At 72.3% G+C, this 21,526-nt stretch carries 19 protein-coding genes; 11 read left to right on the top strand and 8 right to left on the bottom strand.

What is annotated here, in order from left to right; all coding sequences use genetic code 11:
- Positions 1-45: 45 nt before the first annotated feature.
- The 3 genes from ACGFX4_RS17535 (at position 46) to ACGFX4_RS17525 (ending at position 4,387) form a co-directional block, all read left to right on the top strand.
- Positions 46-2,334: a hypothetical protein gene (locus tag ACGFX4_RS17535; protein ID WP_393074668.1), complete on the top strand. Its 2,289-nt coding sequence runs from the start codon at positions 46-48 to the stop codon at positions 2,332-2,334.
- Entirely contained in the window at positions 2,331-3,308 is a 978-nt protein-coding gene (locus ACGFX4_RS17530; RefSeq protein WP_393074666.1) for a sortase domain-bontaining protein, read from the top strand. The genes ACGFX4_RS17535 and ACGFX4_RS17530 overlap by 4 nt, the downstream gene beginning before the upstream one ends.
- A 215-nt stretch (positions 3,309-3,523) precedes the next feature.
- A complete protein-coding gene (locus tag ACGFX4_RS17525; RefSeq protein ID WP_393074665.1) occupies positions 3,524-4,387 on the top strand; it encodes a phosphate ABC transporter ATP-binding protein in 864 nt (287 codons plus the stop codon).
- On the opposite strand, the gene ACGFX4_RS17520 is transcribed toward ACGFX4_RS17525, so the two are convergent.
- Entirely contained in the window at positions 4,363-4,680 is a 318-nt protein-coding gene (locus ACGFX4_RS17520; protein WP_393074662.1) for a protealysin inhibitor emfourin, read from the bottom strand. The genes ACGFX4_RS17525 and ACGFX4_RS17520 overlap by 25 nt on opposite strands.
- A gap of 347 nt (positions 4,681-5,027) precedes the next feature.
- Here ACGFX4_RS17520 and leuA point away from each other — a divergent pair, with 347 nt between their 5' ends.
- The 4 genes from leuA to ACGFX4_RS17500 all read left to right on the top strand — a co-directional run bounded on the left by leuA (position 5,028) and on the right by ACGFX4_RS17500 (position 9,532).
- Complete coding sequence (gene leuA / locus ACGFX4_RS17515) at positions 5,028-6,809, top strand: 2-isopropylmalate synthase (protein ID WP_393074660.1); 1,782 nt, start codon at positions 5,028-5,030, stop codon at positions 6,807-6,809.
- A gap of 354 nt (positions 6,810-7,163) precedes the next feature.
- Entirely contained in the window at positions 7,164-7,709 is a 546-nt protein-coding gene (locus ACGFX4_RS17510; protein ID WP_393074657.1) for a TerB family tellurite resistance protein, read from the top strand.
- 237 nt (positions 7,710-7,946) lie between these two features.
- Positions 7,947-8,693, top strand: coding sequence for a DNA repair protein RecO (gene recO, locus ACGFX4_RS17505; RefSeq protein ID WP_393074654.1), 747 nt, complete (start codon positions 7,947-7,949; stop codon positions 8,691-8,693).
- 2 nt (positions 8,694-8,695) lie between these two features.
- Entirely contained in the window at positions 8,696-9,532 is an 837-nt protein-coding gene (locus tag ACGFX4_RS17500; protein ID WP_393074651.1) for an isoprenyl transferase, read from the top strand.
- A gap of 89 nt (positions 9,533-9,621) precedes the next feature.
- On the opposite strand, the gene ACGFX4_RS17495 is transcribed toward ACGFX4_RS17500, so the two are convergent.
- The 4 genes from ACGFX4_RS17495 to ACGFX4_RS17480 all read right to left on the bottom strand — a co-directional run bounded on the left by ACGFX4_RS17495 (position 9,622) and on the right by ACGFX4_RS17480 (position 13,020).
- Positions 9,622-10,035, bottom strand: coding sequence for a Fur family transcriptional regulator (locus ACGFX4_RS17495; protein WP_345696973.1), 414 nt, complete (start codon positions 10,033-10,035; stop codon positions 9,622-9,624).
- 35 nt (positions 10,036-10,070) lie between these two features.
- Positions 10,071-11,099 (bottom strand): metal ABC transporter permease, encoded by a 1,029-nt coding sequence (locus ACGFX4_RS17490; RefSeq protein WP_393074858.1) that lies wholly within the window; start codon positions 11,097-11,099, stop codon positions 10,071-10,073.
- Positions 11,100-11,113: 14 nt separating this feature from the next.
- Positions 11,114-11,944 carry a metal ABC transporter ATP-binding protein gene (locus tag ACGFX4_RS17485; protein ID WP_393074648.1) on the bottom strand — a complete coding sequence of 277 codons (831 nt, stop codon included), beginning with the start codon at positions 11,942-11,944 and terminating at the stop codon, positions 11,114-11,116.
- A 107-nt stretch (positions 11,945-12,051) separates the two neighbouring features.
- Complete coding sequence (locus ACGFX4_RS17480) at positions 12,052-13,020, bottom strand: metal ABC transporter substrate-binding protein (RefSeq protein ID WP_393074645.1); 969 nt, start codon at positions 13,018-13,020, stop codon at positions 12,052-12,054.
- A gap of 293 nt (positions 13,021-13,313) precedes the next feature.
- Here ACGFX4_RS17480 and ACGFX4_RS17475 point away from each other — a divergent pair, with 293 nt between their 5' ends.
- Complete coding sequence (locus ACGFX4_RS17475; RefSeq protein ID WP_393074642.1) at positions 13,314-14,696, top strand: glycine--tRNA ligase; 1,383 nt, start codon at positions 13,314-13,316, stop codon at positions 14,694-14,696.
- Between the two features lie 243 nt (positions 14,697-14,939).
- Here ACGFX4_RS17475 and ACGFX4_RS17470 read toward each other — a convergent pair whose 3' ends face one another.
- The 3 genes from ACGFX4_RS17470 to ACGFX4_RS17460 form a co-directional block, all read right to left on the bottom strand.
- Complete coding sequence (locus ACGFX4_RS17470) at positions 14,940-16,337, bottom strand: hypothetical protein (RefSeq protein WP_393074640.1); 1,398 nt, start codon at positions 16,335-16,337, stop codon at positions 14,940-14,942.
- Positions 16,338-16,523: 186 nt separating this feature from the next.
- Complete coding sequence (locus ACGFX4_RS17465) at positions 16,524-17,108, bottom strand: NADAR family protein (RefSeq protein ID WP_393074637.1); 585 nt, start codon at positions 17,106-17,108, stop codon at positions 16,524-16,526.
- Between the two features lie 588 nt (positions 17,109-17,696).
- On the bottom strand, positions 17,697-18,419 hold the full coding sequence (locus ACGFX4_RS17460; protein ID WP_393074635.1) for a hypothetical protein: 723 nt from the start codon (positions 18,417-18,419) through the stop codon (positions 17,697-17,699).
- Between the two features lie 135 nt (positions 18,420-18,554).
- On the opposite strand from ACGFX4_RS17460, the gene ACGFX4_RS17455 reads away from it, so the two are divergent.
- From ACGFX4_RS17455 to ACGFX4_RS17445, 3 genes are read left to right on the top strand one after another with little or no spacing between them, the layout of a single operon-like run.
- Positions 18,555-19,781, top strand: a complete 1,227-nt coding sequence (locus ACGFX4_RS17455; protein WP_393074632.1) for a sensor histidine kinase — start codon at positions 18,555-18,557, stop codon at positions 19,779-19,781.
- Positions 19,769-20,416, top strand: coding sequence for a response regulator transcription factor (locus tag ACGFX4_RS17450; protein WP_345696965.1), 648 nt, complete (start codon positions 19,769-19,771; stop codon positions 20,414-20,416). The genes ACGFX4_RS17455 and ACGFX4_RS17450 overlap by 13 nt, the downstream gene beginning before the upstream one ends.
- Positions 20,413-21,384 (top strand): hypothetical protein, encoded by a 972-nt coding sequence (locus ACGFX4_RS17445; protein WP_393074629.1) that lies wholly within the window; start codon positions 20,413-20,415, stop codon positions 21,382-21,384. Before ACGFX4_RS17450 ends, ACGFX4_RS17445 begins: the two co-directional genes overlap by 4 nt.
- Positions 21,385-21,526: the final 142 nt, after the last annotated feature.

The raw sequence follows: 21,526 nt of genomic DNA, 5'->3' as shown, positions 1-21,526 counted from the left end.
CCACCCCAGCACCTCCGCACCCCGCTCCCGAGGATGACGCCGCCGATGCGCCGATGGCTCCTGGTACCACTGACCGCCCTGCTCCTGCTGCTCGGCGGCCCGACCGCCCACGCCACCCCGCGCAGCGCCCTCACCGAAGGACCGCAGGCGCAGACCTTCGGCATCCAGCCCGCCACCGCCACCGACCCCGACGGCCGCGGCAGCTTCACCTACTCCGCCACCCCCGGCGCGATCGTCAAGGACCACGTCGCGCTCTGGAACTACAGCGACCAGCCGCTCACCCTCCGGCTCTACCCAGCCGACGCCTTCAACACCGACACCGGCGGCTACGACCTGCTGCCCGAGGGCAAGCCCTCCACCCAGGCCGGCAGCTGGCTGCGCACCGCCGTCGCCACCGTCGAACTCCCGGCCCGCAGCCGGCAGATCGTGCCCTTCACGCTCGCCGTCCCCGCCACCGCCGGGCCCGGCGACCACCCGGCGGGCATCGTCGCGGTCCTCCGCCAGGAGAGCAAGGACGCCAAGGGCAACGCCGTCACCGTCGACCAGCGGGTCGGCACCCGGGTCAACGTCCGCGTCGCCGGCGACCTCAAGGCCGAACTGACCGTGGTCGGCGCCCGCGTCGTCCACCACCCCGGCCTCAACCCCTTCGCCACCGGACGCACCACCGTCCGCTACACCGTCCGCAACACCGGCAACGTCCGGCTCGGCGGCAAGCAGGCCGTCCGCGTCACCAACCTCTTCGGCACCGTCGCCACCGGCGACGCCCCCGCCGACCTCCGCGAACTCCTGCCCGGCAACGCCGTCGACTACCGCGTCGAGGTCAGCGGCGCCTACCCGACCGTCTTCGGGACGGCAGGCATCACCATCGACCCGATGGCCATCGCCGGCGACCACGACCCCAAGCTCACCTCCACCGTCCACAAGCAGGGCTACTTCGCCATCCCGTGGACCATGCTCGCCCTCGCCGCCCTGATCGGCGCCGTCGCCGTGCTCTGGTGGACCCGGCGACGCCGCGCCCGGCGCATCCCGCCCCACCTCCTGCAGCACACCCCGCCCGCCGTCGCCGTCCTCGGCGCGGCGCTGCTCGCCCTGCTCACCGCCGGCACCCTCGTGCTCGGCCCCGCACCGCGAGCCGCAGCCGCCGACGCCCCGCCCGCCGGGACGCTCGCCTTCGACTACCCCAGCGGGCACGACGACGACGCCATCGACCTGCTCACCTCCGGGCCCTGCCCGCACCCCGACGCCGACTACCTCACCGTGCGGATCGGCGGGCACGGCTTCCCCGCCGAAGGCGCCCCGATCACCGGGACGACCGCCGCCGCCGCGTACCGGCCCGCCGCCAACGGCGGGTTCGTGGTACCGCTCGCCAACACCCTCCGGGTGATCGCCAACCGGGCCGGCGCCGGACAGCTCAACGGCGCGTACACCATCACCGCCAGCTGCCGCGGCAAGGTCAACCCCACCTCCACCCAGGACTTCACCGGCGTCCTCACCTTCACCACGCCGACCACCTGGACCGCCACCACCGTCGCCCCCGAAGGCGTCATCCACGCCGCCGGCGCGGATCCGGCGGCCGGGCAGACCGCGAAGAAGCCCCAACCCGCCGCGACCGCCCCGGCAGAGTCCCGGACCTCCCTCGGCCCCTGGATCGCCATCACCGGCGGCGTCCTCCTCGTCGGCTGGGTCGCCCTCCCGCCCCTCCGCAAGCGCCTCCGCCGCACCCCGGAGACCCCCGCCACCGCCGGAGCCACCGAGCCCGCCTCCGGCGGGGAGACGGGGGACGCCGGGGAGCCCGCTACCGGCGGGGCGGACCTGACGGCCGCCGATGGTGCTGTGCTCGCTGCCGCAGGCGCCGCTCCTGCCTTCGGCGGTGAGGCCGGTACGGCGACGAAGCCCGCCTCAGGCGGGGGGACGGGCGCTGTTGGGGTGCCCGCTGCGCGCGGGGCGGACCTGACGGCCGCCGATGGTGCTGTGCTCGCTGCCGCAGTCGCCGCTCCTGCCTCCGGTGGTGAGGCCGGTACGGCGACGAAGCCCGCCTCAGGCGGGGGGACGGGCGCTGTTGGGGTGCCCGCTGCGCGCGGGGCGGACCTGACGGCCGCCGATGGTGCTGTGCTCGCTGCCGCAGTCGCCGCTCCTGCCTCCGGTGGTGAGGCCGTTACGGCGACGACGCCCGCCTCGGGGCCCGCCTCCGGTGGGGGCGTCGGTTCGGGCCCGGCGGAGGCTGACGCCGCTGCGGTCGTTCCCGCCGGCGCCGGGTCCGCTTCCGGCGGGGCGGCGGGGGCGGCCGTGGGGGCTGCTGCCGGGGGTGCCGCGGTCGCGGAGGTCGGGCGATGACGGTGACCGATCTGCCGCCGGTGGCGAGTGCGCCCGCGCCGTCGCCGTGGGCGCCGCCGCCGGCCGGCGGGGCGCGGAGGGTCGTGCTGCCGCGGGTCGCGCCGGTCCGGCAGTTCCGGCAGGTGCTGCCGGACGTCCCGCAGCTGATCGGGGCGGGGCTGGCGATCGCCGCCGCGCTGCTGCTGGGTCTGGTGCTGGAGCTCGGGCCGCTGGGTGCGGTGAAGCACCTGCGCGACCACGAGACCGGGTACGCGCAGCTCCGCGAGTCGCTCGCGAAGGGCCTGACGCCGATCGGTCAGTACGGTGCGGACGGCAAGCCGGTCGAGGTGGGTACTCCGGTGGCGCTGCTGGAGATTCCGCAGCTCGGTCTGCGCGAGGTGGTCCGCGAGGGCACCGGCGGGGGCGTGCTGGAGTCCGGTCCGGGGCACCGCCGGGACACCCCGATGCCGGGCCAGGCGGGCACCAGTGTGGTGTTCGGTCGGCAGGCCGGTTTCGGCGGGCCGTTCGGTGCGCTGGGCAACCTGCGGCCGGGCGAGACGTTCAAGGTGACGACCGGTCAGGGCGAGCAGGTGTTCCGGGTGATCGGTACCCGCCGGGTCGGGGATCCGATCCCCGCGCCGGCGAAGGCGGAGGCGGGTCGGCTGGTGCTGGTGACCGGTTCCGGTCCGCACTACGCGCCGAGTGGCACGCTGCTGGTGGACGCCGATCTGATGTCCGAGGTGCGTCCGGCGAACGCCCGGCCGTTGACGGCCGCCGCGCTGCCCGCCGCGGAGGCGGCGATGGGCACCGAGGACGCCGCGTGGATCCCGCTGGTGCTGTGGGGCGAGGGGCTGTTGCTGGCGGCCGTCGGGCTGGCGGTGGCGTGGGCGCGCTGGGGTCGCCGGCAGACGTGGATCGTCGGTGTGCCGGTGGTGGGCTACCTGGCCCTCGCGGTGGCCGACGAGGTCGCCCGGCTGCTGCCCAACCTGATCTGACCGCCCCGATGTGCCCGCCCCGATCTGACCGCCCCGATGTGCCCGCCCCGATGTGCCCGCCCCGATCTCCCCGACCTGATGTGCCCGCCCCGATCTCCCCGACCTGATCCGACCGCTCCGATCCGACCGTGCCGATCCGGCCGCCCTGATCCGACCGACGACCTGACCCCGCCCCACCGATCTGCTCGACCGTCACTCACCTAGGAGTCAGCCGGATGACCACCACCGAGCCCGAACTCGCCACCACCGCCGTCCTGTCCCCGCTGCCGCCCTTCGGACCGGCGGGTCCGGGTGGGCTGTCCCCGGCGGGGGCGTTGGACGCGCGCGCGGTCTCGGCGTGGTTCGGTGAGCGCAAGGTCCTGGACCGGGTGTCGCTGGAGATGCCGGCGGGCCAGGTGACCGCGCTGATCGGCCCGTCGGGCTGCGGCAAGTCGACGTTCCTGCGGATCCTCAACCGGATGCACGAGCTGATCCCGGCCGCCTCGCTGGCCGGAGAGGTGCTGCTGGACGGCGCGGACATCTACGCGCCCGAGCGCCGGCTGACCGAGGCCCGCCGCGACATCGGCATGGTGTTCCAGAAGCCGAACCCGTTCCCCGCCATGTCGATCTACGACAACGTGGTGGCCGGGCTGAAGCTGACCGGCACCCGTGCGTCACGGGCGGAGAAGGACCACCTGGTGGAGGAGTGCCTGAGCAAGGCGGGCCTGTGGCGCGAGGTCGCGGACCGGCTGCGGCAGCCCGGCGGCGCGCTCTCCGGCGGTCAGCAGCAGCGCCTGTGCATCGCCCGTTCGCTGGCGGTGCGCCCCAAGGTGCTGTTGATGGACGAACCGTGCTCGGCCCTCGACCCGACGTCCACCCGGCGGATCGAGCAGACCATCCGCGAGCTGGTGCACGAGGTCACCATCGTGATCGTCACCCACAACATGCAGCAGGCGCAGCGGGTCTCCGACCAGTGCGCGTTCTTCCTGGCGGAGCAGGGCACGCCCGGCGGGATCGTCGAGCACGGGCCGACCGCGGCGATGTTCGGCTCGCCGGCCGATCCGCGGACCGCGGACTACGTCAACGGCAGGTTCGGCTGACCCGACCCGGGGTGCACGCCTTCGGGTGACAGGCCCTCGCGCAGCACCAGGCTGACCAACTCCCGCTGGGAGTCGGTCAGTTTGGGGTCCGAGCAGTACACGGTGCGGCCGTCCACCGTGATCTCGTAGTGGAAGCCGTCGGGCACGCCGTACGCACGCGCGCGCAGCCCGCCGGCCACCGCCTCGCGCGCCAGGGCGTGGACGTGCGGCGCGTCCCGCCGTTCGGCGGTGTCCAGCTCGGCCCTGACCACGCGGCCGGCGAGGCCGCCGGACCGAATCACCTGGATACGCATGGTTGTCAGTGTGCTACGCAGCGATGTGCTTTGCCGAGCCTTTTCGCAGACTCCCCGCGCCCGCTCGGCGGGCCGCCGGGCCGCGCCGCCGCGTCTCACTGGGTGGAATCGTGGCGGACTTCACTTCGTGCGCCGAGACACTCCGGTTACAGTGGAGAACATCATGCGTTACGGGCTGCTTCTTCTTAGCTGCCGCGGCGAGGGCCTGTAGTCCAAAAAGGCCGGCTCCCTCGCCGCGGGGAGTTGTTCTGCGCCCGTATTCCGCAAGCGGCGCAGCCAGTCGGCCGGTCGGTGTCCTCATCCCGACCCACAGCCCGCAATCGACAGGGAAGCCGAGAGTCTCACCCATGACCGAGCAGTCGTCCGTCGCCCGCGCGTTCATCGACCGTCCCACCCCGATCACCGCCTCCTCCGTGCTGCAGAAGCCGTCGGGGATGCCGTTCCACCGGTACGTACCCTTCGGCGCCGTCGACCTGCCGGACCGCACCTGGCCGTCGAAGGTCATCACCCAGGCCCCGCGCTGGCTGTCGACCGACCTGCGGGACGGCAACCAGGCGCTGATCGACCCGATGTCGCCGGCCCGCAAGCGCAAGATGTTCGACCTGCTGGTGCGGCTGGGCTACAAGGAGATCGAGGTCGGCTTCCCGTCCTCCGGTGCCACCGACTTCAACTTCGTGCGTTCCCTGATCGAGGAGAACGCGATCCCGGACGACGTCACCATCTCGGTGCTGACCCAGGCCCGCGAGGACCTGATCGAGAAGACCGTGGAGTCGCTGAAGGGCGCGAAGCGGGCGACCGTCCACCTGTACAACGCGACCTCGCCGCTGTTCCGCCGGGTGGTCTTCAAGGGCTCCAAGGACGACATCAAGGCGATCGCCGTGGACGGCACCCGTCTGGTGATGGAGTACGCCGAGAAGATCCTGGGCGACGAGACGGTCTTCGGCTACGAGTACTCGCCGGAGATCTTCATCGACACCGAGCTGGACTTCGCGCTGGAGGTCTGCGAGGCGGTGATGGACGTCTGGCAGCCGTGCGAGGGCCGCGAGATCATCCTGAACCTGCCGACCACGGTCGAGCGCTCCACCCCCAACGTCTACGCCGACAAGATCGAGTGGATGTCGCGGAACCTGTCCCGCCGCGAGTTCGTCTGCCTGTCCACCCACCCGCACAACGACCGCGGCACCGGTGTGGCCTCGGCCGAGCTGGCGATGATGGCCGGCGCCGACCGGGTCGAGGGCTGCCTGTTCGGCCAGGGCGAGCGGACCGGCAACCTGGACCTGGTCAACGTCGGGATGAACCTGTTCTCGCAGGGCGTCGACCCGATGATCGACTTCTCGGACATCGACGAGATCCGCCGCACCGCCGAGTACTGCAACCAGATGCCGGTGCCCGAGCGCCACCCCTACGCCGGCGACCTGGTGTACACCTCCTTCTCCGGCTCCCACCAGGACGCCATCAAGAAGGGCTTCGACGCGCTGGCCGCCGACGCCGAGGCGGCGGGCGTCCCGGTCGAGGACTTCACCTGGGGCGTGCCGTACCTGCCGATCGACCCCAAGGACGTCGGCCGCAGCTACGAGGCGGTCATCCGGGTCAACAGCCAGTCCGGCAAGGGCGGCATCGCGTACGTCCTGAAGAACGACCACAAGCTGGACCTGCCGCGCCGGATGCAGATCGAGTTCTCGAAGATCATCCAGGCCAAGACCGACGCCGAGGGCGGCGAGGTCACCCCGGGCGACATCTGGGCCGTCTTCCAGGACGAGTACCTGCCCACCCCCGACAACGCCTGGGGCCGGATCTCGCTGAGCGGATCGCGCAGCCTGACCACCGAGGACGGCCGCGACGCGCTGTCCACCGAGGCCGTCGTCGACGGGCAGCCGGTCACCCTGACCGGTACCGGCAACGGCCCGGTCTCCGCCTTCGTCAACGCGCTGGGCACCATCGGCGTCGACGTGCGGGTGCTGGACTACGCCGAGCACGCGCTGAGCGAGGGCGGCGACGCCCAGGCCGCCGCGTACGTCGAGTGCGCGGTCGAGGGCAAGGTGCTGTGGGGTGTCGGCATCGACTCCAACACCGTGCTGGCCTCGCTGAAGGCACTGGTCAGCGCCGTCAACCGGGCGCAGCGCGGCTGACCTCCCCGGTAGGACCTCCTGGGGCCACCCGCCGTCGGCGGGTGGCCCTTCGGCTTCCGTGTGGCCCGCGTCACAAATTTTCGCTTCTTGACCCGTTCGGGGTGCTGACACCCGGGGGCAACCGTGGCAACATCGATCCACCGGATTCGGGGTCGGTGGGACGGCCCGCGGCGTCCGGTCGCGTGACCTGCCCATTGATGTGCAGGCCGCCTGCCATGTCTGGGGAGTGGCGCCGTGACAGGGTTGTGGGGTGTCCGCCCTCGCTGGCGGACTGATGTTCTCGGTGAGTTCTTCTGCCCGGGCTGTGGTGGGGACCGCAACTACCGCCGGCAGCACGGCCGGCGGTGGCTGCGGTTGCTCGGCACCCCGATCCTCCCGCTCGGCCCGGTGATCGGCAGCGTGCAGTGCACCTCCTGCCACGGCCGCTACGGCACCGACGCACTCGAACAGCTCACCTCGCTGCGGCTGGCCGCCATGCTCCGGGACGCGCAGTACACCATCGCGCTGGCCGCGCTCGCCGCCGGCGGCACCGCCGGCCGGGCCGGCCGGGACGCCGCCTGCACCGTGATCCGCGAGGCCGGCTTCGAGGACTGCGGCGAGGCCCAGGTGCTCGCCGCGCTCGCCGCCCTCTCCGGCCACGGCGGGGGAGACCCGATCGACGTCGCCGCCGAGGGCAGCGGCCTCGCCGTCGAACTGCACGCCGCCCTCGAACCGCTCGCCCCGCACCTGGCCCTCCAGGGCCGGGCCCGACTGCTCACCCAGGGCGCCTGGGTGGCCCTCGCCGACGGCCGGTACCTGCCGCAGGAGCGCGCCGCGCTCGGCGTCGTCGGCCGCTGCCTCAAACTCTCCACCGCTCAGGTCGACGCGCTCCTCGAAGCAGCCACCAGCGCGTCGCGCTGAGCCCCCACAGCCGGGCCCGAAACCCCCCTCCCGGGCCCGCCGTGACCCGCACCTACGGGCGATTCCCCCCACGGGCCCCCGGTGCGGGTTCATGGCTGCCCGGCTGCGGGTCGCCCCGGTGGTGCCCCCGCTCCCGGTGACGCCGGTGACGCCGGTGGCGTCGGTGGTGTCGGTGGTGCCGGGTTGCCGACGGGGACGGGCCGGGTTGTCAGTGGGCTGGGCGACAATGGGGGGACCATGAGTCTCTTCCGCGACGACGGCATCGTGCTGCGCACCCAGAAGCTCGGCGAGGCCGACCGCATCATCACGCTGCTGACCCGTCAGCACGGCAAGGTCCGCGCGGTGGCCCGCGGCGTGCGCCGCACCAAGTCCAAGTTCGGCGCCCGGCTGGAGCCCTTCTGCCACGTCGACGTCCAGTTCTTCAGCCGCGGCGCCGACCTGGTCGGCCGGACCCTGCCGCTGTGCACCCAGGTCGAGACCATCGCCCCGTACGGTGCCCGCATCGTCACCGACTACGCCCGGTACACGGCCGGCACCGCGATGCTGGAGACCGCCGAACGCTTCGCCGAGAACGAGGGCCAGCCCGCCGTCCAGCAGTACCTGCTGCTGGTCGGCGGCCTGCGCACGCTGGCCGCCGAGCAGCACGAGCCGCACCTGGTGATGGACGCCTTCCTGCTCCGCTCCCTCGCGGTCAACGGCTACGGCGCCAGCTTCACCGACTGCGCGAAATGCGGCCTGCCCGGCCCCAACCGCTTCTTCTCGCTGCAGGCCGGCGGGGTCCTGTGCGGGGACTGCCGGGTGCCGGGCAGTGCCGTACCCTCCCCTGAGACACTGGTACTGCTCGGCGCGCTGCTGTCGGGGGACTGGCAGACGGCCGACGCCTGCGAACCCCGGTACTGGCGGGAGGGCAGCGGGTTGGTGGCCGCCTATCTGCAGTGGCACCTTGAGCGGGGTATCCGCTCGATGAGATACGTGGAGAAGTGAGCATGGCAGCGCGACGGCTGTTCGGCAGCAAGAAGCGGGATTATCAGACCCCGGAGCCGCACCCGAGCGGTGCCCGGCCGCCGAAGATCCCCGGCGAGCTGGTCCCGAACCACGTCGCGGTAGTCATGGACGGCAACGGCCGCTGGGCCAAGGAGCGCGGCCTGCCCCGCACCGAGGGCCACAAGATCGGCGAGTCGGTCGTCCTCGACGTGCTCAAGGGCTGCCTGGAGATCGGCGTCAAGAACCTCTCGCTGTACGCCTTCTCCACCGAGAACTGGAAGCGGTCGCCCGATGAGGTGAAGTTCCTGATGAACTTCAACCGGGACGTGATCCGCCGCCGCCGCGACGAGATGGACGCCCTCGGCATCCGGATCCGCTGGGTCGGCCGGATGCCGAAGATGTGGAAGAGCGTCGTCCAGGAGCTCCAGATCGCCCAGGAGCAGACCAAGGGCAACGACGCCATGACGCTGTACTTCTGCGTCAACTACGGCGGCCGGGCCGAGATCGCCGACGCCGCCCAGGCCATCGCCCGCGAGGTCGCCGCCGGCCGGCTCGACCCGTCCAAGGTCAACGAGAAGACCTTCGCCAAGTACCTGTACTACCCCGACATGCCGGACGTGGACCTGTTCCTGCGCCCCAGCGGCGAGCAGCGCACCTCCAACTTCCTCGCCTGGCAGTCCGCGTACGCCGAGTTCGTGTTCCAGGACGTGCTCTGGCCGGACTTCGACCGCCGCAACCTCTGGCAGGCCTGCGAGCAGTACGCGCGCCGCGACCGCCGTTTCGGCGGCGCCATCCCCAACGACGCCGCGGGCAACCCGGACCTGCCGGCGCAGCGCTGAGCCGGCCGAGCCGACCGACGAGGGGAGGTCCCGGGCCGTGGCCCGGGACCTCCCCTCTCGCGTACTGCCGTTCCTTCGTCCTGCCGCGCTCATCCCTGGTTTCTGGCGCACTCCGCGCAGGTTCCGAAGATCTCCAAGGTGTGGGCGATGTCGGTGAAGCCGTGCTCGGCGGCCACCGCGTTCGCCCAGCGCTCGACCGCCGGGCCCTCGACCTCGACGGTCGCGCCGCACTGGCGGCAGACCAGGTGGTGGTGGTGACCGCTGCTGCAGCGCCGGTACACGGCCTCGCCGCCGGCGGTGCGGACCACGTCCACCTCACCGGCGTCGGCGAGCGACTGCAGGGTCCGGTAGACCGTGGTGAGACCGACCGAGTCGCCCCGGTGCTTGAGCATGTCGTGCAGTTCCTGCGCGCTGCGGAAGTCCTCGATCTCGTCCAGGACCGCCGAGACGGCGGTGCGCTGCCGAGTCGAACGCGCGCGTGGCGACGGGCCTGCGGTGGTCACCGTGGGTCCTCCTGCTCGTCGAGTGGTGTCGCACATCATTGTGCCAGCCCTCCACTTGGCAGCGGATCCTCCGCACGACGGGTGCCGTCCGGCCCGTCGGCGGGGCGGTCGCCGTGCAGCGTGCCGCGGTCGCCGTGCAGCAGCGTGCCGCGGTGGTCGTGCAACGTGCCGCGGTGGTCGTCCTGCGTACCGCGGTGGTCGTCCTGCGCGGGGAGGACGACGTCGCAGACCGCCGGACCGGTGTCCGGGGCGGACCGGTGCCGGCGCCGGGCGAGCGGCGCGGCCACCGCGCTGAACAGCGCGAACGCGGCGATCGCCAGCAGCACGATGGTCGGCCCGGGCGGCAGGTCGGTCTCGTACGAGCCGCCCACGCCGAGCACCGCGACCGTGATGCCGAGGCCCACCGCCGCCGCCTGGGTCGCCGCGAACGACCGGGTCAGCTGCTGCGCGGCCGCCACCGGGACCACCATCAGCGCGCTGACCAGCAGCAGTCCGACCACCCGCATCGCCACCGTGACGGTGACCGCGGCCATCACCGCGAGCAGCAGGTTCAGCAGCCGCACCGGCACGCCGGTGACCCGGGCGAACTCCTCGTCCTGGCAGATCGCGAAGAGCTGGCGGCGCAGCCCGAAGGTCACCGCGATCACCACGGCGGCCAGCCCGGAGATCACCACCAGGTCGGCGGGCGAGACCGTGAGGATCGACCCCCACAGGTAGCTCTCCAGGCTGCCGCTGCCCGCCTGCGCGCTCTTCGAGACCAGCAGCTTTCCGCAGGCCATACCGCCGTAGAAGAGCATCGCCAGCGCGATGTCCCCGCGCTGGTTGCCGCGCGAGCGGACCAGCTCCATCACGATCGCGCCCAGCACGCAGACCAGGACCGCCATCCACACCGGGCTGGTCTGGAACAGGAAGCCCAGGCCCACACCGGTCAGCGCGACGTGGCCGATGCCGTCGCCCATCAGCGCCTGCCGCCGCTGCACCAGGTAGATGCCGACGGCCGGCGCGGTGATGCCGACCAGCACGGCGGCGATCAACGCCCGCTGCATGAAGTCGTACTGCAGCATCTCGGTCAGGTCGATCACGTCAGCAGCCCTCGGGTGGTGGAGCGGTGGTGGTCGTCGTCCGCGTGCGGGTGGACGTGGTCGTGGCCCGGCAGCGCGTGCTGGCCGACGCCGCGGGGCGGCGGACCGTCGTGCGCCACGCAGCCGTCGCGCAGCACCACCGCACGGTCGATCAGCGGCTCCAGCGGGCCGAGTTCGTGCAGGACCAGCAGGACGGAGCAGCCGCGCTCGACCTCGCGGCGGAGGATCTCGGCGAGCAGCTGCTGGCTGACCACGTCCACGCCGGCCATCGGCTCGTCCATGATCAGCAGGTCCGGCTCGCCGACCAGCGCACGGGCGATCAGCACCCGCTGGTGCTGGCCGCCGGAGAGGTTGGCGACGCCGTCCGACGCCCGGTCGAGCATGCCGACCGCGGCCAGCGCCCGGTCCACCGCCTCACGGTCCTTGCGCCGGAACGGCAGCAGGCGGTGCAGCGGCAGCCGGCCGGTGGAGACCACCTCGCGCACGGTCGCCGGCACCCCGCTCGCCGCGGTGGTGCGCTGCGGCACGTAGCCGATCCGCCGCCAGTCGCGGAAGCGGGAGAACGGGGTGCCGAACAGCTCCAGGGAGCCGCGGTCCAGCGGCACCGAACCGATCACGCTCTTGACGGTGGTGGACTTGCCCGAGCCGTTGGCGCCCAGCAGGGCGACCACCTCGCCGGGCAGGACGGTCAGGTCGACGCCGCGCAGCACCGGCCGGCCGCCGACCGAGGCGACGGCGTCGCGGAGGCAGACCGCCGCCGGCGCGGCGTCCCCGAGGAGGGGTCGCCGCGCCTGGTCGGAGTCTGCCGTGGAGATCACAGCACTCATGGTGGTTCCCGAGGTTCCGTTGTTCCGGTGGCTTGTCGCTTGTCGCTTGTCGCTTGTGGCCTGTGGCTTGTGGCCTGTGGCTCGTGCGGGGTGGTGCCGGGTGGGTGTCAGCCGGTGGTGGTGGGGGTGGCAGCGAGGGCGGACCGGAGGTTGGTGAGGTTCTGCTTCATCACCGAGAAGTAGTCGTCCTTCGCCGGGTCCTTGACGCCCTCCAGCGGGTCGAGGACGGCGGTCTTCAGACCGAGGTCCTTCGCCACCGTCTCGGCGAGCTTCGGACTGACCAGGGTCTCGAAGAACACGGTGGTCACGCCGTGCTCCTTCGCCGCCTGCTGGATCGCGGCGAGCCGGGCCGGAGTGGGCTCCGCCTCCGGGTCGACCCCGTTGATCGCGACCTGCTCCAGGCCGTAGTGGTCGGCGAGGTAGCCGAACGCGGCGTGGCTGGTGACGAAGGCCTTGGTCCCGGTGTTCTTCAGGCCGTCCTGGAACTCCTTGTCGAGGGCGGCGAGCTTGGTGACCAGGGCGTCGGTGTTCTGCTGGTAGTCGGCGGCGTGGGCCGGGTCGGCCTTGGCGAACTCGGCGCCGACGCTCTTGGCGACGGCGGCGTAGCGGGTCGGGTCGAGCCAGATGTGCGGGTCGCCGGCGGCGTCGGCGTGCTCGTGGCCGGCCTCGCCGCCGTGCTCCTCGGTACCCTCGTCGAGGTGGTGGTCGACCAGCGGGGAGACGGCGGCCGCGTCCACCACGTGCTGGGAGTGGGACTGGGCAACCGCCTTGTCCACGCTGGGCTGCAGGCCCTTGAGGTAGAGGACGGCGCCGGCCTTGGTGACCGCGCCGACCTGCTTGGCGGTCAGTTCGAGGTCGTGCGGCTCGACGCCGGCGGCGGTGAGGTCGGTGACCTTCACGTGCTCGCCGCCGATCTGCTCGGCCAGGAACTCCATCGGATAGAACGACGCCACCACCGCCAGCTTGCCGCTGCCGTCCTTCGCGCTGCTGCTGCCACCGCAGGCGGAGAGCGTGAGCGCGCTGACAAGGGCGGTGACGGCGAGGGCTATGGAGGTGGGGCGACGTCGGATCTTCATGACAACCATTCTCATCTTAAGTGGAAATGATTGTCAACTTGCGCATCTGTTCGCCGCTCGCTCGCCTGACCGACGCGGGCCGCTCGCCGGCCGATACGGGCCGCTTGCCTGCCCGACACCGGCCGCTCGCCCGGCCGATGTGCGTCGCTCACCTGACCGACGCGCGCGCAATTACCGAGTTGAACCGCCTACCCGCCTCCCCGGTAACCTGAGGTATTCGGGTGCGTGCAACCAGCCGCGCCTAGACCGTGCCGCCGGTACCCCGTGCCGGCGTCCGTACCGAAGAGAGCACTGTGGCCGCCGACAAGATCGACACGATTGTCAGCCTGAGCAAGCGCCGTGGCTTCGTCTACCCCTGCAGCGAGATCTACGGTGGCACCCGTGCCGCCTGGGACTACGGTCCGCTGGGTGTCGAGCTCAAGGAGAACATCAAGCGCCTGTGGTGGCGTTCGATGGTCACCGCTCGGGAGGACGTCGTCGGTATCGACTCCTCGGTGATCCTCGCCAAGGAGGTCTGGGAGGCCTCCGGCCACGTCGCCACCTTCAGCGACCCGCTGACCGAGTGCCTCTCCTGCCACAAGCGCTTCCGCGCCGACCACCTCGAAGAGGCGTACGAGGCCAAGCACGGCAGGCTCCCGGAGAAGGGCCTCGCCGACATCAACTGCCCGAACTGCGGCAACAAGGGTGCCTTCACCGAGCCCAAGGAATTCTCGGGCATGCTGAAGACCCACCTGGGCCCGGTCGAGGACGGCTCCGGCCTGGCCTACCTCCGCCCGGAGACCGCGCAGGGCATCTTCACCAACTTCAGCGCCGTGCAGACCACTTCGCGCAAGAAGCCGCCGTTCGGCATCGCCCAGGTCGGCAAGAGCTTCCGCAACGAGATCACCCCCGGCAACTTCATCTTCCGGACCCGCGAGTTCGAGCAGATGGAGATGGAGTTCTTCGTCAAGCCGGGCGAGGACGAGCAGTGGCACGAGTACTGGCTCGAGCAGCGCTGGAACTGGTACCGCGACCTCGGCCTGCGCGAGGAGAACATGCGCTACTTCGAGCACCCGAAGGAGAAGCTCTCCCACTACGCCAAGCGCACGGTGGACATCGAGTACCGCTTCAACTTCGGCGGCAGCGAGTTCTCCGAGCTCGAGGGCATCGCCAACCGGACCGACTACGACCTCGCGGTCCACAGCGAGCACTCCGGCAAGGACCTCAAGTACTTCGACCAGGAGTCCGGCGAGCGGTACTTCCCGTACGTCATCGAGCCCGCAGCCGGCCTCAACCGCGCCCTGCTGGCCTTCCTCCTCGACGCCTACTTCGAGGACGAGGCCCCCAACGCCAAGGGCCAGATGGAGAAGCGCGTCGGCATGCGCCTTGACCCGCGCCTCGCGCCGGTCAAGGTCGCGGTCCTGCCGCTCTCCCGCAACGCCGACCTCTCGCCGAAGGCCCGCGGCCTCGCCGCCGACCTGCGGCAGGCGTGGAACGTCGACTTCGACGACGCCGGCGCCATCGGCAAGCGCTACCGCCGCCAGGACGAGATCGGCACCCCGTTCTGCGTCACCGTCGACTTCGACACCCTCGAGGACAACGCCGTGACCGTCCGCGAGCGGGACACCATGGCGCAGGAGCGCGTGTCGCTCGACCAGGTGAAGTCGTACCTGGCCGCCCGCCTGATCGGCTGCTGACGAAGCCGCCTGTTCGACCAGGGCACTCCGGCTCCCCACCGCTTCGGCGGTGGGGAGCCGTTGTCGTTGGGGGGTGGTTGGGGTGGGGCGTTGGTGTTCGGGTGTCAGGGCGGTCGGGCTGGGCGCCGGGGCATTTTGGGGTGGACGCGAGGGTCGGTCGGAGTGGACGTCGAAGGTCTTGGCGGGGTTCGCCCGGGTGGTGGCTCGGGTGGTAGCTCGGGCGGTGGCTCGGACCGGCCGGGGTCAGCGGCGGATGCGGCCGCGGCCTCGGGTGCGGGGAGGCTCGGTCGGGAGGCCGGCCGAGCGGAGCGAGGCGAAGGCGCTGCGGGCGCGGCTCTCGTCCAGCCCCGACACGGCGCCGAGCAGCGCCTCGTAGAGGACCGGCTGCCCATGGACCGCTGCCGCGAACTCGCCCAGGTCGCCGGCCGACCGGAGCCGAACCACCTCGCCGACCAGGCCGACCGCGAGCGCGGGATCCAGCGCCAGGGCCACCGCCGCCGCGTCGCCCATCGGCCGGCCTACCGCCTGCCGCAGGAGGTTGCTGACATCGTCGGCCCTCCCTGCCTCCCGCAAGCGGGCTGCGAGCTCGGCCAGTTCGGCCGGTGGCGCGGACGCCCACTCCCAGAGCAGTGTGTGCCCGTCCGCCGACTGCCCTGCCTGCTCGAGCGCCGCCAGCATCGCGGGCAGCGCGCTGACCGGTACCGACCAGAGCGTGTGGAAGAGCTCGGCGGCCTCCTCGACCAGCCCGGTGGTGCGTAGCTCCGCCAGTGTCCTTGCCGTCTGCTCGGGTGGCCCGTAGGAGGTGGCCCGGGCCAGGTATCCGGCGGCCCCGGTCGGACCGCCGTCCCGCAGGAGGCCGACCAGTCGGGCGACGTCGGCGGGGACGAGCGATACCGCCGCCTGCGCGACGATCGCCGCCGAGTCCCGGACTGCGCCCTGCAGGTGCAGGTCGGTGATGCGCTTCGCCAGTGCGCCGAGCTCGACGACGGTGCGGTGTCGCGCGGGTTGGGGCCGCTGCTGGTGCGCGTCCGCCGAATCCGGGGTGATGGGGGGAGCGAGGGGCGGAGCGGACGAGGGCGCGGCGTTCCGGGGGCGATTGATTCCGGTGGACGGTGCGGCGGGTCCGGCCGATGCGGCCGTCGCCGTCGGGCGGCTGGGTGCTGCCGGTGGCCGGGTCGGTGCGGTGGTGGCCTTTGCTGCGGGGATTCCCCGGTGAGGGTGCCCGGAAAGCTCGGCGGCAGGTGCTGCCTCCGAGAGCTTCGGGGGCAGGGTGGCCGAGGGCTGTGGCGGAGTGGGCGGCGTTGTTGACGTCGGCGGTCGGTGGTCCGCCTCCGCGGCGGACCGGCCGCTGCCGGAGTAGCGCTGCTGGACGAGAAGGCTGTCCTCCATGGCGATGAGACGGTCACTCAGTTCCAGGCACCGGGCGCCGAGCCCCTCGCGCAGGTGCTGTGCCTGGGCGAGCTGGCGCTGAAGGTCGCCGTGCTGGCGGCGGTCCCCGGCCGGGGCGCCGGCCGAGCGCAGGGCCTCGGTGAGTCGGCGCTCGCGTTGTGCCGCGAACTGCCGTGCTCTGAGCAGCTCGTCCAACTCCGCCCGTAGCGACTGGACCTCGGCCGACGTTGGCTCCAGCTCCTGCAGCGTCATGGTGATCCCGCCCCGATCTCTCGGCCGGGAGCCTCCCACCAGCTCCCGCCATCGACTGCGGGTCATCCTTTCGTCGCGATACGGCGAGAACGTTACGGGAGTGAGTCCGAAGCTTTGCGATATCCACTTCGATTGCCTTGCGACACACGGAAGTTACGGACGAAGCGGGCAGGAGTGGAGAAACGCTCAGCTGCCGGTGGAGAGCCGGGCACGAGCCTCCATCAGGGCGAAGCCCAGCAGATTCAGACCGCGCCACTCGGCAGGCCTGGTCGCCTGCTGGTTGTCCGCCGCGAGACCGATGCCCCAGACCCGGTCGAGCGGACTCGCTTCGACCAGCACCCGGTGCCCGGTACCGAGCAGGTAGGAGCGCAGTGCGTCGTCCTGGCCGAACTTGGCCACGTTGCCATCGACGACCAGACCGAAGCGCTCGGCGGCCCAGCGCTCCTCGTTGAATCCGCTCACCAGCCGGCCCAGCTTCTTGGCCTCCGCCGGTGTCCGCGCCTGGAGGATGCGCGGCACGATCTGCTCGTCGCCGAACAGCCTGGCCTTCCCCGCCATCATCCAGTGCTCGGCCGTCGCGTACGTGACTCCGTCGACGGTGAACGGCGACGGCCACCACTGGCTGAGTGAACCCGTCCCGATCCGGCCGTCCCGCTCGGGCCGGTGTCCCCAGAACAGTAGGTACTTGGGCCGGGCACCGCGGGACACAAGCTCGGTGAGCTCCTCGCGGGACCGGGTGTCGGTCGGCTCCTGGGCAGGGGAAGTGGTCATACCGCCATGGTGTCATCGACCACTGACGATTGGCCTGCGAATATCCGGCGGCGACCTGCGGAGATCCGGGCACGGCCCTTCCCCGGGAGGCGGGGTCGGACGGCAGCGCCGTGCGCCGCGCCTGGGTCTCGCGACGGGGACCCGCGGGCGCGCGGGGTGGTGAGGGCGCGGGAGTGCGTGGCGGTGCGGGAGCCGGTGTCAGCCGGGCGAGCGCCAGCCTCCCGCACAGGACGGCGAGCGGCACCTCGGCGCAGCCGGCCATCAGCAGCGCCGCGGCCAGCTCCGAGCCCGGCGCGGCGGTGGCCAGATCGCAGCAGGCGTCGCCCAGCAGCAGTGCCGCGGCCAGTGCCACCGCGAACCGGTGTGCGCCCTGCCCCTGGTGAAGCCGGATGCCGCCAATGATCAGGGAAGCCGCCTCGGCCAGGTCGAGGACGGCCCACCCCCGGCCGCCCGGCAGGGTGGCCAGCAGGGCGGCCCAGGGGACCAGGGCGAGCCCGCACCAGACCAGCACCCGGGACGCGGCGCGAGGCGTGAACGCGCGTACTTGCCTGATGCTGCCGACCGTCGGCCGGACCGCCAGGACCGCACTCATGACGCATCACCGGCGCCCGTCGCTGCGGACCGGACGTCGTCCGTGGTGGACCGGCCGGCTGCCGGGGTGCGACCGGCCCGCACCTCGGCCCAGTCGCCGCCGGCGGTCTCCGCCCGCACCGTGGTGAACGCGCCTTCGGCGTAAGCGATCCAGAACCGCTCGGCGACGGGGACGACCTGGCCGGCACAACGGCGACCGCCCCGGACACGGTTGAGGAAGGTGACCAGCGGGGGCATGCCGGACTCGGGGAGCCGACCCCAGGCGATGGTGGCCGGTGCCGGAGCGGTGCCGCTCCGACCGGAGGGCCCGTCGCCCAGCGCCGAGCATCCGTCGCCAGGACCGGGAGTGCCGTGCAGGCGGCTGAAGGTCCACCACCTTCGCCGGTCGATCCGTTGTGCGCCGCGCAGTAAGCCGACGGTCAGCGCCGACTCCACGACCACATCGCGAAGCTCACCGAGCTCGTGGATCTCCATCGCGGCCCGGCGGCCACCACCGGACAGCACCCGTACCGCCCACGGCCCGTCGGGAGGGCCGGGATCGACCCACTCCACCCTGCGCCCGAGCGGAAGCCCGGTGCCGTCCGCTCCGATCCCCTCGACGGTGCCAGAGCCTTCGGCGGGCCGACTCCCCTCCGGTCGGCCGTGCGAGAGGTCGTGCCGCCCGGTGTGAAAGGCAGTCAGGCCGCCGTGCAGCATGTACGTGATGTTCGTCTTCGTCATGCCGTCAAGACTCGCCATCCGCCGGAGCGGTGTCGTTAGTCCACACTTCCGTCTTTGGGGTGTACCTAGCTACACCCCAAAGACGGCAGCTCGCGCCATGGCAGCCATGATCAGCCGCCGCCTACGCTGAGCGCCATGTTCAAATCCAGCCCTCGCCCTCAGCCGATCCGGAGCGCCCTGCGCGCTCCGTGGTCGGCCGCGGCACGGCGGGATTCACTGTTCCTCGCGGCAGGAGTCCCGCTCGGCCTGCCCTGCCTCCTCGCCCTGTCCGACCTGAAGAACCTGTGGTTCCTGATCCCACTCTCCGTGGTCGGTTCCGATCTCCTCACCACCGCACAGCGCAGCCGGCTGCGCGCCCTGCGCGGTGTCTCCGTCCCCGGCCGACTGCCCGCCGGTGCCGGGTGGAGCGCCCGGATCAAGGCCGGGCTCACCTGGCGCCAGGTCGTCCACCACCTGGTGGTCGCGCCACTGCACGCCGTGCTCGCCGCCGCCGCGCTCTCCCTGTGGGGCGCCGGCCTGCTGATGGCGAGCGTGTACGCCTGGGCCTGGCTGATCCCCTTCGGCGGTCCTTTCCGGGCCGGCCCCGGGTGGAGCACCACCGACCTGTGGATCACCCTCACCGGCCTGCTCGTCCTGGCCCTCCTGCCGTGGCTGCTCGACGGGCTGGCCCGGGCCGAGATCCGCACGGCGTCGGCGCTGCTCGGTCCCAACCGCGCCGACCTCCTCGCCCGCCGGGTCGAGGACCTGGCGGAGAGCCGTGCAGGCGTGGTCGACGCCGCCGACGCCGAGCGCCGCCGGATCGAGCGCGACCTCCACGACGGTGCCCAACAACGCCTGGTCTCCCTCGCGATGAATCTCGGGCTCGCCCGACGCGTCCTGCACGACATACCCCCGGAGGCCATGCAGGTCATCGTCGAGGCCCACCAGGAGGCGCAGGCAGCGATCGAGGAGCTGCGCGACCTGGTCCGCGGTCTCCACCCGGTGGTCCTGGAAGACCGCGGCCTCGACGCCGCCCTGTCCGGCATCGCCGCCCGCAGCCCCGTCCCCGTCCGACTCACCGTCGACCTGCCCCACCGGGTCGCGCCCACGGTGGAAGCCGTCGCCTACTTCACCGTCTCCGAGGCACTCACCAACGCTGCCAAGCACGCCAAGGCCTCCAGGGTCGACCTCACCCTCCGCCAGACAGCCGACCGACTGCACATCACCATCACCGACGACGGAGTCGGCGGCGCCGACGCCAGCCGCGGCAGCGGGCTGCACGGCCTGCGGCAACGGGCCGCATCCGTCGACGGCACCTTCACCCTCACCAGCCCCCGCGGGGGCCCGACCACCATCACCATGGAGCTGCCGTGCGAGCTGTGATCGCGGAGGACTCGGTCCTGCTGAGAGTCGGCCTGGTCAAAGTCCTCGAGACGGTGGGCTTCGAGGTCCCGGCTGCCGTCGGCGACGCCGAGACCCTGCTCGCAGCGGTGGAGGAGCATCGTCCGCAGGTGGTCGTGGTCGATGTCCGGATGCCACCCGGCTTCACCGACGAGGGAGTCCGGGCCGCGCTGATGATCCGCCGGCAGTGGCCGGAGGTGGCCGTGCTGCTGCTCTCCCAGTTCGTCGAGGAGCGCTACGCCGCCGACCTGCTCTCCACCAACACCAGCGGGGTGGGCTACCTCCTCAAGCAGCGGGTGGCCAATGTGGACGACTTCGTCGACGCGCTCCAACGGGTCGCCGACGGAGGCACCGCGCTCGACCCCGAGGTGGTCGCCCAACTGCTGCTCCGCAAGGACAACGACCCGCTGCGCAGGCTCACCCCACGCGAGCGGGAGGTCCTCACCCTGATGGCCGAGGGACGCTCCAACACCGCGATCGCCGAGGCCCTGGTGATCAGCGACAGCGCCGTCGCCAAGCACATCAACTCCATCTTCACCAAGCTCGACCTGCCCCCCGCCGACGCCACCCACCGCCGGGTCCTGGCCGTGCTCCGCTACCTGGAGGTGAGCCCATGACGCCCCCCGAGCACGCCACGACCACCACCGGAGCTGCCGCCACCAGCGCGACCACCTCCGGCGGCACCGGCACTGGCACCAGCACCGGCACCGGCATCGGCACCGGCCCTGCGACCGGCCCCGCGACCGCCGGGCGCACCGTGCGCACCGCCTCCACCGGGCCCGAAGCCGCCCAGCCCCTCACCGCGGCGCGAGGCTGGCGCCTGGTCGCCGGGCTGGTGCTGGCAGTCGCCGTCCTCGCCGGTGCGACGCTGGCCTGGTCCCAGCTCGCCCAGCAGGAGGAGCGCCACCGGCAGTCCTACTCCGAGCCGATCCACACGGTGGAGGTGGACGGCGGCGCGGCGGACGTGACCGTCAGCGCCGGCGACGACGGCCGGGTCGTGGTGAACGATCTGGTGGGTTGGGTGCTGGGGCGGCCGACCGTCTCCCAGGAGGTGACGGGTGACACGCTGAAGGTCAGCGTCGACTGCCCGCGCGGCACGGCCGTCCTGGGCTGCGCCGCCACGGTCGACATCACCGTGCCCGCGTCGACCGCGCTCCGGGTGGCGACCCGCTCGGGGCGAGCGGCGATACACGGCGTCTCGGGCGAGGTCCACGCCTCGACCGAGGAGGGTCGGCTGGAGCTGCGCGACCTGGCAGGTCGGCTCTGGGTGAAGACCGACTCCGGACAGATCGACGGCAAGGGGCTCTCCTCGCCGACCGTGGAGCTGGCGGCCGACTCCGGCCAGTCCGTCCTGGACTTCGCCCGCCCGCCGGAGGCGGTGAAGGCACGGCTTGCGTCGGGCCCCCTGATCGTCGGCCTCCCGGACGACGGCGCCGGGTACCGGATCGACTTCCTCACCATCGACGGCCGCCTCGCCGTCGCCCGAGGCATCGAGGACGCCACCGCACCACGACTCCTCGACCTTTCCACCGCCACGGCACCCATCAACATCACCAGAGGGAAGGCACCCGCCCCCACCCACTGACCGGCCCGACAATCGCCTGGCCCGCACGAAGTCGAGGCCCCCGAGGCCCCCGGCGTCCGCGCGCCCCCGGCCACTCCGCCAGGTGGGGGACAATGGAACGTCCCGAATTCCGCCGTTGGGACCCGACCCTTGAGGATCCGCC

Origin of the sequence: Kitasatospora sp. NPDC048365, assembly GCF_043200835.1 — a bacterium.
Classification (GTDB): domain Bacteria; phylum Actinomycetota; class Actinomycetes; order Streptomycetales; family Streptomycetaceae; genus Kitasatospora; species Kitasatospora terrestris.
The sequence above is the reverse complement of the archived record's forward strand: the minus strand, read 5'-3'. Positions and strand labels throughout refer to the sequence as shown.